Origin of the sequence: Flavicella sp. (genome assembly GCF_029238425.1) — a bacterium.
GTDB lineage: Bacteria > Bacteroidota > Bacteroidia > Flavobacteriales > Flavobacteriaceae > Flavicella.
In genome coordinates, this window is the sequence record NZ_JAQWGB010000012.1 from 1 (window position 1) to 17,375 (window position 17,375).

Here is a 17,375-nt window from a genome sequence, read left to right on the forward strand (position 1 = left end):
GTTACCATTGGCTGAGCACCATGAACCTGCGTACTTACATGCAATTGCGGAAATTGACCCGCATTTTCATCCATATATTGTTGCAAAGTCTTCACTCCTGCTCTACTTCTAACCATATCTATATACGTTATCGCCGTGGCAAAATCCCCGGACTCTTCTATCACAGCCTCTGCGTACATTAACAAAACATCAGCATATCTAATATGACGAAAATTGATTCCAGATCTGCTATTTCCATCTTCTGCGTCCAAATGGTACCAGTTAGTATGCTTCTTTACATAAGCACTTTGTCCAAATCCCCAACCCTTTACATTATCATTTTCTCTACCATAGTATTCTCCTTCAAAGTTTTTAGGAGCAATCGATGCCGACAAGCGTCTAGAGTGAACATTTCCGTCATTAATGGGATTCGTTGAGTCAACCTCATCATATACCATCAATTCATGTAAAAAATAAGAAGTCAAAACTGTATTGTATCCACCATAATTAATTTGGCCCAATGCCCTAGCTAAAGCTGACGCTTCTGCACCGGTTTCATTGTCGGTATCATCAACAATTGCCCCGTTTACTCCAGGGTTTAGTTCACTACTAAAACTAACCTCAAAAATAGATTCAGAATTATGCTCATTCGTGTCTGTAAAGTTATCTGCTAGATCAGACACAAGACTGTATACACCAGAATCAATAACTGCCTTGAACTGACTAGCAGCTTCACTCCACTCTTGGTTATATAAATAAACCTTCCCTAATAAACTTTTTGCAGTACCACTTGTAACTCTACTACTTCCTTCAGACCAAACTAAAGGCAACCTTGCTGCTGCAAATTCTAAGTCTGGTTTGATCACTTGATTTGTAACCTCTTCAATACTTGAAAGTGGTTTACTTAAATCTTCTGCAGTCTTTGCAACTTCCGTATGAATTACTGCTTGACCATAAGAATGAACCAATTGAAAATAATAGAAAGCTCTTAAGCATCTAGCTTGCGCCTCAATAGAAGATTTTGCAGCTACAGAAATATCTGCATCCTGAATATTTTCAATAACTTGATTCGCTCTAAAAATCCCTATATACAACTCATTCCATCTATCGACTAAATAATAAGTATTGTCATTATAAGTTAAATTTCTAAAAGCGGCAGGACGATACCATGACTCCGTTCCGGCAATATCTCCCAACATCATTTCATGCTGTATCAATGCACCGCTAACTCCTTGAAATTGCAAAGCTCCGTACACTGTTGTTAAGGCCGTATTGAACTGACCTTCTGTCTCCCAAAAAGTATCCGTAGAAATTGCATTCGGATTTATTTGAGTTAAAAAACTATCCTCATCGCAACTTGCCAAGGCAATAACACTCAAAGATAATAGTATATATTTTTTTAATTTTTTCATAATTTATAATATTTTCAAGAATTAAAATCCTAATTGAACACCTAGCATAAATCTTCTCGCTACAGGATAATTTCCTCTATCTACACCTCTTGTAAAAATTCCATCTCCTCCAACTTCAGGATCATATCCTTTATAATTTGTCACAGTCAATGGATTGAAAGAAGTTACATATAATCTTAACTTATCAATACCGGCTTTTTCTTTCATATTCGGTACTGTATACCCTACTGTTGCATTTCTTAACCTAAAGTAAGTTCCGTCTTCCAAAAACAGATCAGACCTTGCTCTTACGTTATTATGATAAGCATTCTGTCTTGCTGTAGCAATGTCAGAATCGGCATTCTGAGGAGACCACATGCTATAAATATCAGTGTGGCGCGCATTGGCATAAGCAAAGAATTTTGCTCCATTGTAAATTTTTGCTCCATGAGAATAATAAGATTGTAAAGTCAAATCAAATCCATTATAAGCGAAATTGAACGTAAGACCAGCTTCAAATTTTGCCTGACCGGATCCTGCGTAAACACGATCATTGTCATCAATTTGATTGTTTCCGTCAATGTCTTTATACATCATATCTCCCAGTTGCGCAGAACCATCAATAGCTTTATATGCATCTAATTGTTCTTGTGTTTTGATTATCCCATCATGCTGTACTAAGAAAAAAGCACCAGCTTCATAACCTTCTGCTAAAAAAGTGGTATAATCAACGTTCGTTCCCATTGAATTTACAGGACGTCCATTTCCGTAACCTCTAGATACACCATCTAGATTGGTCACCTCGTTTTGATTTTTTGTAAAGGTCCCTACAATTCCATATTTCAAACCAAAACTAGTTTGGTCGTTATAATTGATTGCTAATTCAATCCCTTTATTGTACATATTTCCAGCATTCACTGTAATTACATCATACAGACCTTCCGTTCTTGGGTGATATGTTCCAGTTGAAGGAGCAATACTTTTTCTCAACAACATATCTTCTTTATCATTGTAATAGTAATCTGCTGTAATATTTAATTTGTTATTAAACATTCCTATATCCACACCAATGTTTCTAGAAATTGTTGTTTCCCATTTTAAATTACTATCCACATATTTTCTTTGAACTGAACCAAATTCAAGATCTTCTGCAGCAGTAAAAGGATAATTCACTCCTGATTGAATCGTCGCAGTTGTAGAATATGGGCGTACTGTTTGATTTCCTACTTCACCATAACTGGCTCTCAATTTCAAGCTGTTCATCAAACTTGAATTGAAAAAATCTTCATTATGAATATTCCAACCCGCTGAAACTCCCGGAAAAGTTCCGTATCTATTTTCTTCTGAAAAATTAGAAGAACCATCTCTTCTTACACTTGCAGATAATAAATATTTACCATCATAATTATACATTACTCTAAACAATTTACCTGACAAAGTAGTTGTTTCATCTTTACTAGTAGGTTTTACCCCTTCACTCGCAGAAGCAAAAGTTCTTAAGTCATTACTCGTCTGTTCACTAAAGATAGCACCAACTCCCATTTGACGATAATCAAATTGCTCGTATGAAATAACTCCTAAAAATTGTAAGTTGTTTTTTCCAAAGCTCGTTTTGTAGTTGAATATATTTTCAATTGTCTGTCTTTGTGACCATATATAATCTTCGTCTAACAAAGCATTTATTCTTGAAGCTCCTGGATTTAATTCTCCTTGATTGTTATAGGCTAAAATTTGAGGTCTGTAAAAGACTCTCTTATTTTCCCATGAATTTGACCCTAAATTAATTTTATAGGTAAACCCTTTAAAAAGTTCATATTCCGCATTGAAAGCAAAATTCAAAGTTTTCGTAGTCCTTTCATCAGTATTTCTCATTTGATTAGACAAGTAACTATATTGAATTTCATTATCCGGTGGCAACACCACACCTGAATCTCCCACTAGTGTTAAGGAATTCAAAGGAGCTCTCCATGGTTTTTGAACAATGGCCTGCTCATACAACGCCCATGGCTCTTGGGTTCTGTTCTCTGTAGCAAAACCAACAGTAGTAAAAACTTTTAACTTCCCCTTATTAAACTGACCTGTAATTCTATTTGCTAACCTATCAAAACCAGAGTTTATCAAAACACCCTCTTGCTTGAAATAATTTGTATTTAAATTGAATGTCAAATTTTTAACACCTCCTGAAATTTGTAAATTATAATTACTTATTTCAGCATTATTATTCTGAACATCTCCAACAAAATCTGTATCATAGTCCAAAGCATCAGGTGTAATAATAAAAGTAGTAGGCTCTCTACCTAAAGCTGCTAAGGTTACATCTTCAATATACAATTGTTGATTTGTATTCATTAGTGGAGTTCCGGAGGTAATATTCTGAATCCCCGTATAGGTGTTGAAATTTATTTTCATTTTACCAACCTCACCACGTTTCGTTGTGATAAGAATAACTCCATTAGACCCCCTTGTACCATAAATGGCGGCAGAAGCACCATCTTTTAAAATATCAATACTCTGAATTTGATCTGGAGATATATTTGGATTCCCTTCATAAGGAACACCATCTACAACATACAAAGGGCCTAGACCATCTGCGTTTAAAGAACCAAGTCCACGAATCTGTACATTTGCCGGCTCACCGGGTCTACCACTATTCGCCTGTACATTAACACCAGCCACTTGTCCTTGTAATGCACTCCCTACATCTGCTACTGGAGCAACTTCAATAATGTCAGAGGATATTTGAACTACTGCCCCTGTCACTTCTTTTTTCTTTTGAGTACCATACCCAATTACTACTACCTCTTCCAAAGCTGCTACATCAGCTTCAAGCATAACATCATAAGAAGCTGAGGAATTTGCCACCAATTCACTTGGTTTGTATCCTACATAGCTAAAAACAATTACCTCATTTTCTGCTACAGTTAACTCGTACATCCCGTCAAAATCGGTTATTGTACCATTTGAAGTGCCTTTTACCAAAACACTTACACCAGGAAGCGGACCGTCTTTGTCAGACACCTTTCCCTTAATTGCATTTCTTTGTGCTTGGACAAAACCAACACTCATTAACAACAGCGCTGTTAAGAAGATTTTGGTGTTCCAATTTGCACATAAATTGAATTTCATATTTTTTCGATTAAAGTTTAGTGCTACAAATATGAACTATAGCAAAACTCATTTTTCAGAACTCTACTAGACTTTAACCCGACCGAACTCCTAAAAGGATCGAAAAAACTATTTTTTTACATAGACATTATATAAACTAAAACTTGACTAAAACCTTATTTTACTAATGATTTAACCGCATCAAAACTTTATTTAAAAAGTTACCTAATTAGAGCCTAATTAATTCTCCTAGCCGAAAAGCAACCTCACTAACCGAAAAATTCCAGCTAGAAAAATTCCAGCTAGAAAACTTCTCATGGTCAAGTGAAAAAATAATTTTTCCTAACTCAAACCTGACTGTACCAATAATAAAGCAAACCTAATCTAGTTTTACACTATTCTTTCTATAGTCCTTGTAAAGAAACCCACTACCTGTTGTGTTAATATCTAGTAGTAAAATATTTCCTAACGAATTCACCTCGGTAAATTTGTATTTCAACTTAAACCAATACCTCAATGAAACAAATAACCTACATTTTAATGCTATGCATCAACCTTAGTGCTTTGGCACAAACCCAGGTGGATATAAAGTTAAACGTCCGTCATAAAACGGGAGAAATAGACAGCTTTGATCGTTCAAAATTCATAACTATACACGCCAATCATACAGAAACAGAATGGGATGGCGATAATTTTGTTGATGATTTAAGAGATGATTTCCTCAATGGTTATGATGTTTATTTAGGAAGAGACACTGGGGGCATTACCTGGAATTTGAACTACATGCCTGAAGACCCTGATCGTCCTGGGTATGCAGACCCTGCTAGCATCAACTCTAAAGGTACCACCTCAAAAAACTCATATGCAGCAAAAACAACAATACATCAATACGAAAATAGAAGAAACCATGTAATTGCCGCTCAATTGCATCCTTTTTGGACAGGAGAAAGTCAAGTTCCAACCAAATTAGGATGGGAATTAGCCAGCCCAACCGCAACAGGCGAATTTATGGGTAGATATCTTAATGCATTTCACGGAGGAAACGGTCAGCCTCAGTCAGACTGGGTTGAAGTGATCAATGAACCCGCATATGAAGCGCTTGGAGGAAAAACTAATTACACTAATTCACTGCAAGAGATTGCAGACTTTCATGTAGAAGTTGCAAATGCTATTAGAGCTCAAAATGAAAACTTACTTATCGGTGGTTATACCGTGGCTTTCCCTGATTTCGAAACAGGTGATTTTCAAAGATGGACCAATAGGGATAAGCTATTTATAGATGTCGCCGGAGAGAAAATGGACTTTTGGTCATGGCACCTTTATGACTTCCCAGCTTTCGGCGGAAAAGTAGATTTGCGTTCTGGAAGTAATTTAGAGGCAACATTTGACATGAACGACCAATACAGCATGATGACTTTGACCCACACAAAGCCTTATGTGATTTCAGAATATGGAGCCCAAACACATGATTACAACAACCAGGCTTGGAGCCCATATAAAGATTGGTTGTTTTTAAAAGCACAAAATTCTATGATGATGTCTTTCATGGAAAGACCTGATCATATCGCAATTGCTATTCCTTTTACTCCTGTAAAAGCAGAGTGGGGTTATAATGACAGCAAAGATATTCCATACAATGCTAGGCTGATGAGAAAAACGAATGAGCCTGACAACTATACCGGCGAATGGATTTACACTAATCGAGTAAAATTCTATCAATTGTGGCAAAATGTCAAAGGAACAAGAATTGATACAAAATCTGAAGATCTAGACATCCTTGTTGATGCATACATAGACAACAATAAAGTATATCTCATCTTAAACAACCTTGAATTCTCGGCCAAATCAATTGACTTAAACATTCTAGACACTTATGACATTCCAATAACAAGCATTTATAAAAGACATCTTACACTAACAGATAATGCTCCCGTATTAGATGAGGAAACTCTAGACATTTCCACTTCCAATGTAACTCTTGGTGCAGAATCTACAATGATATTAGAATACACCTATGACTCTAATTTAACTATAGACGAACTCAACACCGAGAAAAAGTATTATGCAACTACCTATTTACAACCCATAACAGCGAATCAATCAATTTCATTTGACATCAATTCAATTGAAAAAAACACTAATGGTGAAGCTATACTAAGACTTGGTTTAGGAAGGGACCATGGCTCTAGCCTAACACCAACAGTAACAGTAAACGGAACTGAAGTAACCGTCCCTACAGATTACCGAGGATACGATCAAGCTGATAAAAATAGATTCTTCGGTGTTATTGAAATACCTGTAGCATGGAACGTATTGGCAACAAACAATAACGTAAGCGTTAGTTTCCCCGATTCAGGAGGACATGTAAGCAGCGCTATTTTCCAAGTTTTCAATTACTCAGAAGAAGTTCCCGTAACAGAACCGTTCTGTACCTGGAAAAATAAAGTTACCAACGTAGCTCCAGGCCAAAACCTTGATCTTACAATTGACTACAACACTGCAGGAAAAGACCTTGCATATATGCAAGTTACGCTTCAAGAAATGAATTCCTCTTGGGGAGTCGTGAACAACTACACTCCTATTTACCCAGCAAGCAATGACTCGCCAAACAGTCAAGAAATAACTACAACCTACTCCATTGATGAAAACGCTACACCGTCAGACGAACTTCCAGACGGTAATTTCTATTTGATGAAAATTTTTATTTCCATGGACAACAATGCAAGTTTCGCAAATGACAATTCACAAGTCATCATGGATACAGAAATCGCTTCTATCGAAAAAATTAGTGGTGAAAATCAATTAAACATACATCCAAATCCAGTAAAAAATAATCTTTATGTAGATACTTTTAAACGATCACTGGAGTTTCATATTTACGCTATCAATGGAACAGAATTAAAAACTGGAAAAACGAATGGAGTGATTAATGTCTCAGACCTAGACAACGGAATGTATATCTTAACAACAGAATACGGCTCGGAAAAATTTATAAAAAACTAAAAAACACCTTTGATCGATTTAATCTTGGTGTTTTACTTCTGGTTCCAACTCAAAAGCTCGAAAAACACACATATCGATAAGATATCTAGATTTTTCGGGCTTTTATTCAATATGTACAGATTTTGTCTAGACACTATCTTTTCCAGTAAATTAAATAAATCAGAATTTTATAGCCTTATAAAAAAGTATCGAAATATTTTAAATTTCAATACGACCCAACACACTTATTATGAAACAATCTATTCTATTCGTATTCATCTCTGCACTCTTGCTATCATGTGCTCCAAAAGAAAAAACAACACAAGAACGTGAATCAGACTTTAATTTTGGATGGAACTTTTATTTATCTCAAGATAACTTAAAAATAAACCAATTAAACTCAAAAGATTTTGAAAAAGTTCAATTACCACACGATTGGGCAGTGACTAACGAATTTGACAAATCGCTGGGTAAAGATGCTATTGGAACTGGATATTTAGCTTCAAAAGGCTATGGGTTATATCAAAAAAACTTTGATATACCAAAACAACAAGACATGTTAGTTTATATTCTTTTTGACGGAGTTTATAACAACTCTGAAGTATATATAAACGGTAAAAAGCTAGGAGCTCACCCATACGGATACTCGCCTTTTTATTATGAGATCTCAGAATATTTAAACTCCAACGGAAAAGATAATTCTATCATCGTAAAAATAGACCATACACGTTTCGCTGATAGTAGATGGTACACGGGTGCAGGTATTTATAGAAATGTGAAGCTAATTACGACCAACAGTGTGCATATTCCTATTTGGGGAACCTTTATAACAACACCAGAGGTTTCTGATAAAATGGCCGTGGTCAATATCCAAACTTCAGTGAACAATAAATCCTTAGAAGATCAGTCTTTAACCATTGAAACTAAATTGACGGATATCACTGGTAAACTTATCGGTAGTGATATTAAAAACATAGAATTAGACAAAAACACCCACAAAAATCTTAGTCAAGAAATAACAGTTTCAACCCCACAACTATGGTCCACTAAAAACCCTATACAACATATAGCTACCACAACTATTTCTTCAAACGGCAAGGTATTAGATGAAAAAACAACCAATTTTGGAATCAGATCCATAAAGTTTGACACCAATGAAGGTTTTTTCTTGAATGGTGAAAATATGAAAATCAAAGGTGTATGTATTCATCATGATGCAGGTATGGTTGGAACCGCAATTCCAAAAGGTGTTCTGAGACGTAGATTAGAAATCTTAAAAGATGGAGGTGTCAATGCATTGCGTATTTCGCACAATCCAGCCTCTAACGAATTATTAGATCTATGTGACGAAATGGGATTTTTGGTACAAGATGAATTTTTTGACGAGTGGGACAATCCAAAAGACAAAAGATACAATCAAAACGAATCCAAAAGCACAGATTATATCACACGTGGATATGGTGAACATTTCCAAGAATGGGCAAAAAGAGACTTACAAGCAGTTGTTTTAAGTCATAGAAACCATCCATCAATTTTTCAATGGAGTATAGGAAATGAGATAGAATGGACCTATCCTAGAAATGCTCAAGCAACAGGATTTTTTAACAATATGAGTTGGAAAGGAAATTACTTTTGGTCAGAACCACCTCATTCAGTAGCAGAAATCAAACACCAATTAGAAACTCTACCCAAAGGAAAGTATGACATCGGTAAAACGGCTCAGAAACTTTCTAAATGGACCAAGGAATTAGATACTACACGACCGGTTACAGCAAACTGCATCTTACCTTCTTCAAGCCACTTATCAGGCTATGCTGATGCATTGGATATCGTAGGATATAGCTATAGAAGAGTATTATACGATTATGGACATAAAAACTACCCAGATAAACCTATCATGGGTACGGAAAACTTGGCACAATATCATGAATGGAAAGCTGTCTTAGAAAGACCACATATTGCAGGTATATTTTTGTGGACTGGATTTGATTATATGGGTGAAATAAGAGAACCATGGCCAGTGAGAGTGCAACCATCAGGTTTATTAAACACGGCAGGTTTTAAAAAAGGTTCTTATCATATGATGAAAACATTATGGAACGATGCACCCCATATGTTTATAGCAACACAAAACATTGAAAAATCCCTGAACAAAATTGATGCTAAAGGAAACATTGTCGCAAAAAAACCAGAACTATGGAAGAGAGCCTTATGGGAATGGTATGATATCAATGAGCACTGGAACTACAACGAAAACGATATTATCTCAACAGAAATTTATAGCAATTGCGAAGAAATTGAATTATTTCTGAATGACAAGTCGCTAGGAAAGAAAAAGCTTGCAGATTTTGAGGACCACATTTATAAATGGGCTGTTCATTACAAGGAAGGAACATTGGTTGCAAAAGGAATCAAAAACGGTGTGGAAATAAGTACAGAATTAGCAACAGCTAAAACAGCTTCACAAATCACGTTGAGCCTAGATAAAAAAGAAATTGCAGCAAATAATTACGATGTAGTGCATATTGAAGTTCAATTAACTGACAACAACGGAAACCCTGCAAAAACAGACGACAAAGAAATTACCTATTCAATTGAAGGTCCAGCAAAATTATTAGGAATAGACAATGGTTGGAAAAAAAGCATTCAAAAATTCCAAACAAATACCAACACTACGCATCAAGGTAGAACACTATTAATTCTGCAAGCAAAGAACAAAACAGGAGAAATTAAAATCACCGCTACAGGAAACGATCTCGAAACAGCACAAGCCACGATACGCATAAAATAAAAAATTCATGAGCCTTGAAGACTTACTCAAGGCTCTTTTTATTTTATGTCTCTACGAAACATATCTGCATTAAAAAATAATATTACTTTTGTTTGAAATCAACAAGCTACTATGACTGAAGAAAAAACCGAAGCGAAATCAAGTTATAACGTTCCAAATTTGGAGCGCGGTCTTTTGATTATTGAACTTTTAGCAGTTCACACTCAGGGACTAACTTTAACTGAAATAATTCAGTCGCTTGACATTTCTAAATCTAGTGCCTTCAGAATCACGAGTACTTTGATTTTCAAAAACTACTTGCAGAAAAACGAAACAACTAAAAAAATAACGCTTTCTAGAAAAATTTTAACTCTAGGTATTTCCTCAATAAACGAACAAAGTATTGTAGAAATGTCTATTGATGTTATGCGTGCTTTAAGAGATGAATTAAAAGAATCCGTAATGCTGGGTGTTCTTTTAGGATCTAAAGGTACTATCTTAGAACAAGTATCATCATCTTATCCTGTCAAACTATTTGTTGAACAAGGAACACAATTTAGCCTTCATAGCTCTGTAGGTGGAAAATCTATTTTAGCATATTTGCCAGAAGCTGAAACAAACAAAATTTTAAAAGGCAAAACACTTAGCCAATACACAAAAAACACCATTACCTCTATCAAAGATTTTAAGGAAGAACTTAAAATTGTGAAAGAAAGAGGTTTTGCTTTTGATAATGGTGAAGATATTCAAGGTATTCATTGTATTGGTGCACCCATATTCAATGAACAAGGAACGCCAGTTGCAGCCATTTGGATTACTGCACCTCACGGTAGACTTCCGCACAGTGAATTTGATAGCAAGGGAAAAACTATTGCTAACTACGCATTAGAAATCTCAACCAAACTTGGGTATTTAGGTAAATAAAATTACCCACAACCTCTAGTTCTACTTTTCAATTTATCTCTAAAGGCCTGCATATAGACCTGATGAAACACGTCTAAAAACTAGACAAAAATTCAACATCTATTTGTTTCAAATATAAAATCAGTTTCTTATTCGAATAAACCAACAACATTTTATATATTTGTTTCATATTAGAAACAAGTTTTTTATTTGAAACAAAATATATTATAAAATGAAAGCAACACAATACGAAGGAAATAAGACTTTTTCAGTTGTTGAGAAAAGCCAAGAAGATCCGAAACAAGGAGAGGTAAGAATCAAGGTAGCCTATTCAGGTGTTTGTGGTACAGATGTTCACATTTACCATGGAATGATGGATGGTAGAGTTGACATGCCGCAAACTATCGGACATGAGATGTCAGGTACCATTGATGCTATAGGTACAGGAGTAAATGATTATGCTGTTGGTGATAAAGTGGTCGTTCGTCCACTGGATGATTCCAAAGCAAAAGCATCTGATAAAGGATTCAATCACATTTGTGAAGAATTAAATTTTATTGGAATTGATAGTCCAGGTTCTATGCAACAATACTGGAATGTTCCAGCTTTTACTTTACACAAATTAAAAGAAAATACAGATTTAAAACTGGCTGCTTTAATTGAGCCATTATCTGTTGCAACACATGATGTTCGTTTAAGCGAATTAGTTAAAGGTGAAACTGCTGTTGTTTTAGGTGGTGGACCCATCGGATTGTTGGTTGCTATGGTTGCTAAAGAAGTTGGAGCCCAAGTAATCATCTCAGAAGTCAACCCAACACGTATAGCAAAAGCTAAAGAATTAGGATTTGATGCAGTAAGTCCTTTGGAGGTAGATCTTGTAGAGTATGTGCATGGAAAAACAGAAGGTCGTAAAGCGGATGTAGTATTTGAAGTAGCAGGTGTTCAACCAGCTTTAGATGTTATGACTGAGGTAGCCGGAATTAGAGGTAGAATCGTAATGGTTGCCATTCATGGTGTTAAAAAAGAAATAGATCTTTTTAAATTCTTTTGGAAAGAATTAAAACTAATCGGAGCACGTGTATATGAGAGAGAGGACTATGAAAAATCTATCGCATTAATTACTGCAAATGAATTACCATTTGAAGATATGATTACAGATGTTCAACCATTATCAAATATTCAACAAGTATTTGAAAATATAGACAAAAACCCTGATGGCTTAAAAGTGCTAATGGATTGTCAACTATAATTTTAAACTCAAATGTCAGTTCGAGTGATTTTTGAAGAATCAAAAAATTGTATCGACAACATTTATATATAACAAAAACAACATGAGTATTTTAAATAAATTCAATTTAGAAGGAAAAACAGCCTTAGTTACAGGTTGTAAACGTGGAATAGGAAAAGCAATGACTATTGGATTAGCCGAGGCTGGAGCAAATATAATTGGAGTATCTGCTTCATTAGAACTAGAAGGAAGTCAAGTAGAAAAAGACGTACAAGCTTTAGGAAAAAACTTTAAAGCTTACCAATGTGATTTCTCTAACAGAAAATCTTTGTACAAGTTTATTGCAGAAGTAAAATCAGACTTCGCACAAATAGATATTTTGGTAAATAATGCAGGTACGATTTTAAGAGCCCCAGCAGCAGAACATCCTGATGAGATGTGGGACAAAGTAATTGAAGTAAACCAAAATGCTCAATTTATTTTAACTAGAGAAATCGGAAAAGAGATGGTTGCACGTGGAGAAGGAAAAGTAATTTTCACAGCATCATTATTAACTTTCCAAGGAGGAATTACAGTGCCAGGTTACGCTGCCTCAAAAGGAGCGATTGGACAAATGACAATGGCATTTGCTAATGAATGGGCTGGTAAAGGTGTTAATGTAAACGCAATTGCACCCGGTTATATTTCTACAGACAACACAGAAGCTTTAAGAAATGACCCTGTAAGATCTGAATCAATTTTATCAAGAATCCCTGCAGGAAGATGGGGTAATGCAGAGGATTTTGCAGGACCAACAGTATTTTTAGCATCAGAAGCTGCAGCATATATGAATGGAACTACCATGTTAGTAGATGGTGGATGGATGGGTAGATAATTCATAGAAAAACTCAATGAGACTAATTTCAATCAAGATAAACACAATCATGCAATCGCTTTGCTTACTGGCGGTTGTATGTGGTGTTTGTCACTCAATTTCAGCACAACAAAAACCAAATATCGTATTCATTCTTTCCGATGATGCCGGATATGCCGATTTTGGTTTTCAAGGCAGTAAAGATTTTAAAACACCCAATCTAGATGCTTTAGCAAAAAGCGGAGTTAAATTTACACAGGCTTATGTTTCAGCTGCAGTTTGTGGACCCTCTAGAGCTGGAATGTTGACTGGAAGATACCAGCAAAAATTTGGTTTCGAGGAAAACAATGTGCCTGGATACATGAGTCATTCTGGACTTACTGGTGATGAAATGGGACTTCCTACAGACCAGATCACCGTGGCTGATTATTTAAAAGGACTTGGCTATACCACTGCTATTTTTGGAAAATGGCATATGGGAAATGCGGATCGCTACCACCCTACTAAAAGAGGTTTTGATACCTTTTACGGTTTTAGAGGCGGAGCCAGAAGTTATTATGAGGTTGACAAAGACAGTCCGAAATTTGAAGCTGATAAGCAGCTTGAACAAGGATTTGCTAATTACCAAGAAAGTGAATTATACCTAACAGATGCTTTGGCCAATGAAACTGCTTCCTTTATTGAGAAAAATAAAAATCATCCCTTCTTCGTATATCTTTCTTTCAATGCTGTCCATACACCCATGGAAGCAAGAGAAGATGATCTGAAAAAAGTACCTCAACACCTAACAGGTAAAAGAAAAACCTTAGCAGCAATGACCATAGGCTTGGATAGAGCTTGCGGTGTTGTTTTGGATAAAATAAAAAATTTAGGATTAGAAAAAAATACACTTATTGTTTTTGCGAATGATAATGGTGGTCCATCTGATTCAAACAAATCTTGTAATGACCCTTTGAGTGGGACCAAAGCAAATCATCTTGAAGGCGGAATTAGAATCCCCTTTTTAATGTCATGGAAAGGTCAACTTAAGAAAAAAAGCGTGTATACAAAACCTGTTTCTACACTAGATTTATTACCCACTTTTGTATCGATTGCTGGTGGCACTTTAGATGACAAAAAACATTTAGATGGGGTAAACCTTATTCCCTACTTAGCAAAAAACAACAGAGATACACCACATGAAACTCTGTATTGGAAAAAGGAATCTCGAGCAGCGATTCGTCACAACGAATACAAACTTATTCGTTTCCCTGACCGTCCAGCGGAACTTTACAATATTGAAAAAGATATTTCTGAAGTAAATGACTTGGCTTCAGAACAACCAGACACCGTTAAAGAATTATATAAAAAATTATTCGATTGGGAACTTACCTTAGAAAGACCTTTGTGGCAATTAAAAAGATTGTACGAAGGAAAGGCAGCCGTTCGAATGGATAACAATAGAAAAGAAAAAATCAAAAAATAACAATTATTATGGCAGAAATTAAAGATTACCAATTATTTATAAATGGTGAGTGGAGAACATCAACTTCAGGAGAGACGATTGATATTGTAAGTCCATCAACTGAAGAAGTTGTGGCACGTGTGCAAAATGGAACTGCTGAAGAGGCTATTGAAGCTCTTGAAGCCGCTGATAAAGCACAAAAAGAATGGAAAAAACTACCTGCAAGAGAAAGAGCTGATTTATTATACAAATTAGCAGATGAAATTGATGCAAACAATGAGCGTCTTGCTCAATTGTTGGTTAAAGAACAAGGAAAACTTTTAAAAGTAGCACGTTTTGAAGTACAAGTTACGGCATCCTTTATCAGATATGCTTGTGAGGGAGCGCGTAGAATTGAAGGAGACATTATCCCTTCTGATAATCCTAACGAACAAATCTGGATTCAAAAAGTACCGAGAGGAGTTGTTGTGGCAATTACAGCATGGAACTTCCCATTAGCCTTAGCAGGTAGAAAACTTGGACCAGCTCTTGTTGCCGGAAATTCAATTGTAATCAAACCTACTTCAGAAACACCATTAGCAACTCTAGAGTTAGGAGATTTAGCAAATAAAGTAGGAATTCCTGCTGGAGTTATAAATATTTTAACTGGACCGGGTAGAGCAATGGGTAATGCACTTGTAGAAAGCCCTCTTTGTAAAATGGTTACGATGACAGGGTCTACTCCTGTTGGACAACAAATTGCAAGAAATGCTGCAGACAATTTAACTCATGTTCAACTTGAATTAGGTGGGAAAGCTCCATTTATTGTTTTTGAAGATGCTGATATTGATGCTGCTGTAGAAGCTGCTTTGCATTCTCGTTTTGATAACTGTGGACAAGTATGTACTTGTAACGAAAGAATGTATGTTCATGAAAATATTTACGATATCTTCATGGAAAAATTCTTAGCAAAAGTTGCTGAAATTAAAGTAGGTGATCCAATGTTGGAAGAAACAGATATGGGACCAAAAGTAAACGGAAATGAATTAAAGCATATGGAACACTTAGTAGATGTAAGTGTTAAAGAAGGAGCTACTATTGCAGCTGGAGGAAAACGTCCAGAAGGAGCTGAATTCGAAAAAGGATTCTGGTTTGAGCCTACAGTGTTAACAGGAGTTACACAAGATATGACAATTGTACATGAAGAATCATTCGGACCTATTTTGCCTGTATTAAAATTCAATTCTTTTGAGCAAGTAATTGAATTTGCAAACGATTGTGAATATGGATTAGCGGCGATGGTCTTTACAAATGACATGAACACGATCATGAAATGTAATGATGAATTAGAATATGGAGAAATCTATGTAAATAGAGGTCATGGTGAACAACACCAAGGATTCCATAATGGTTACAAACTATCAGGATCAGGTGGTGAAGATGGGAAATATGGTTTTGAACAATACTTAGAAAAAAAGACTTTCTACATCAGACATAAAGCTTAATTCAATTCGAAAACAACACTTATATGAGTACAAAAATTTCAAACGTAGAGGTAAAATTATTTACCGTTCCATTACCAGAAGTAATGGCTGACGCGAAACATGGTGACCATTACCATTTTGAATTGATTACTACTACCATCACTTTAGAAGATGGTAGCGAAGGAACAGGATATACCTATACTGGTGGTAAAGGAGGTTTTGCCATCAAAGCAATGGTAGAGCATGATTTTGCCAAAGTATTAATTGGTAAAGATGCTACGGATATTGATGGTATTTACGACTTTATGGAATGGCATGTACATTACGTAGGTCGTGGTGGTGTTGCTTCTTTTGCAATCTCAACTATAGATATCGCCTTATGGGATATCAAATGTAAAAAAGCAGGTCAACCTTTATGGAAAATGGCTGGTGGCGCTGGAAATACTTGTAAAGCTTATTGTGGTGGAATTGATTTGATGTTCCCAATCGAAAAGCTTTTAAAGAATATGGAAGGGTATTTAGCTAAAGGTTTTAACGCTGTAAAAATCAAGATAGGGAAAGAAAACCTACAAGAAGATTTAGACAGAATCAAGGCTGTTAGAGAATATATTGGTCCCGATGTTACATTTATGGTTGATGCAAATTATTCTATGACGGTTGATAAAGCAATCAAAGCCATAGAAGGTTTCAAGCAATATGACATCACTTGGTTTGAAGAGCCAATTATCCCAGACAATTATAAAGGATTTGGTGAAATTGTTGATGCTACTGGCTTCCCTTTAGCAATGGGTGAAAACCTACACACCATTCATGAATTTGAATATGCATTTGACCAAGCAAAACTTTCTTTTGCGCAGCCTGACGCTTCAAATTGTGGAGGAATAACTGGATGGTTAGCCGCAGCAAGATTGGCTGACAAACACGGAATACCTGCCTGTTCGCACGGGATGCAAGAACTTCACGTAAGTTTGGTTTCTGCTCAACCAAATTCGGGATGGCTAGAAGTACACAGTTTTCCAATTGACGAGTATACAACCAGACCGTTAGTTGTTGAGAATTTTAGAGCTGTTGCTCCAGACTACCCAGGTGTAGGGGTGATTTTCGATTGGGAAAAACTAGCTCCTTTCGAAGAAAAATAAATTACTAAACTTAAACCAATATAATGAGTATACATATTTCAGACTTTGGACAAGTTCAAGGAGAAAAAATACAACAATACACTCTTTCAAACGAAAATGGTGTAGAGGTAAAAATCAT

10 protein-coding genes are annotated in these 17,375 nt (G+C 35.8%); 8 read left to right on the plus strand and 2 right to left on the minus strand.

Annotated features, from left to right (window positions below; all coding sequences use genetic code 11):
• Together P8H68_RS00520 and P8H68_RS00525 are read right to left on the minus strand one after the other, a co-directional pair.
• On the minus strand, positions 1 to 1,391 hold a 1,391-nt coding region (locus P8H68_RS00520; protein WP_300320209.1), incomplete at its 3' end, for a RagB/SusD family nutrient uptake outer membrane protein.
• 21 nt (positions 1,392 to 1,412) lie between these two features.
• Positions 1,413 to 4,496 (minus strand): TonB-dependent receptor, encoded by a 3,084-nt coding sequence (locus tag P8H68_RS00525; protein ID WP_300320211.1) that lies wholly within the window; start codon positions 4,494 to 4,496, stop codon positions 1,413 to 1,415.
• A 495-nt stretch (positions 4,497 to 4,991) separates the two neighbouring features.
• Here P8H68_RS00525 and P8H68_RS00530 point away from each other — a divergent pair, with 495 nt between their 5' ends.
• The 8 genes from P8H68_RS00530 (at position 4,992) to P8H68_RS00565 (ending at position 17,257) form a co-directional block, all read left to right on the plus strand.
• Positions 4,992 to 7,478, plus strand: a complete 2,487-nt coding sequence (locus P8H68_RS00530) for a T9SS type A sorting domain-containing protein (protein WP_300320214.1) — start codon at positions 4,992 to 4,994, stop codon at positions 7,476 to 7,478.
• A gap of 229 nt (positions 7,479 to 7,707) precedes the next feature.
• The gene (locus tag P8H68_RS00535) at positions 7,708 to 10,248 is read left to right on the plus strand and encodes a glycoside hydrolase family 2 TIM barrel-domain containing protein (RefSeq protein WP_300320217.1); all 2,541 of its coding nucleotides are present in this window, start codon (positions 7,708 to 7,710) and stop codon (positions 10,246 to 10,248) included.
• Positions 10,249 to 10,359: 111 nt separating this feature from the next.
• On the plus strand, positions 10,360 to 11,151 hold the full coding sequence (locus tag P8H68_RS00540) for an IclR family transcriptional regulator (RefSeq protein ID WP_300320220.1): 792 nt from the start codon (positions 10,360 to 10,362) through the stop codon (positions 11,149 to 11,151).
• A 211-nt stretch (positions 11,152 to 11,362) separates the two neighbouring features.
• Positions 11,363 to 12,379, plus strand: coding sequence for an alcohol dehydrogenase catalytic domain-containing protein (locus tag P8H68_RS00545; RefSeq protein WP_300320223.1), 1,017 nt, complete (start codon positions 11,363 to 11,365; stop codon positions 12,377 to 12,379).
• 88 nt (positions 12,380 to 12,467) lie between these two features.
• Complete coding sequence (locus P8H68_RS00550; RefSeq protein WP_300320233.1) at positions 12,468 to 13,232, plus strand: SDR family NAD(P)-dependent oxidoreductase; 765 nt, start codon at positions 12,468 to 12,470, stop codon at positions 13,230 to 13,232.
• Positions 13,233 to 13,281: 49 nt separating this feature from the next.
• Positions 13,282 to 14,676, plus strand: coding sequence for a sulfatase (locus P8H68_RS00555; protein ID WP_300320226.1), 1,395 nt, complete (start codon positions 13,282 to 13,284; stop codon positions 14,674 to 14,676).
• Between the two features lie 8 nt (positions 14,677 to 14,684).
• A complete protein-coding gene (gene aldA / locus P8H68_RS00560; RefSeq protein ID WP_300320228.1) occupies positions 14,685 to 16,139 on the plus strand; it encodes an aldehyde dehydrogenase in 1,455 nt (484 codons plus the stop codon).
• Between the two features lie 23 nt (positions 16,140 to 16,162).
• On the plus strand, positions 16,163 to 17,257 hold the full coding sequence (locus P8H68_RS00565; RefSeq protein ID WP_300320230.1) for a mandelate racemase/muconate lactonizing enzyme family protein: 1,095 nt from the start codon (positions 16,163 to 16,165) through the stop codon (positions 17,255 to 17,257).
• Positions 17,258 to 17,375 lie beyond the last annotated feature (118 nt).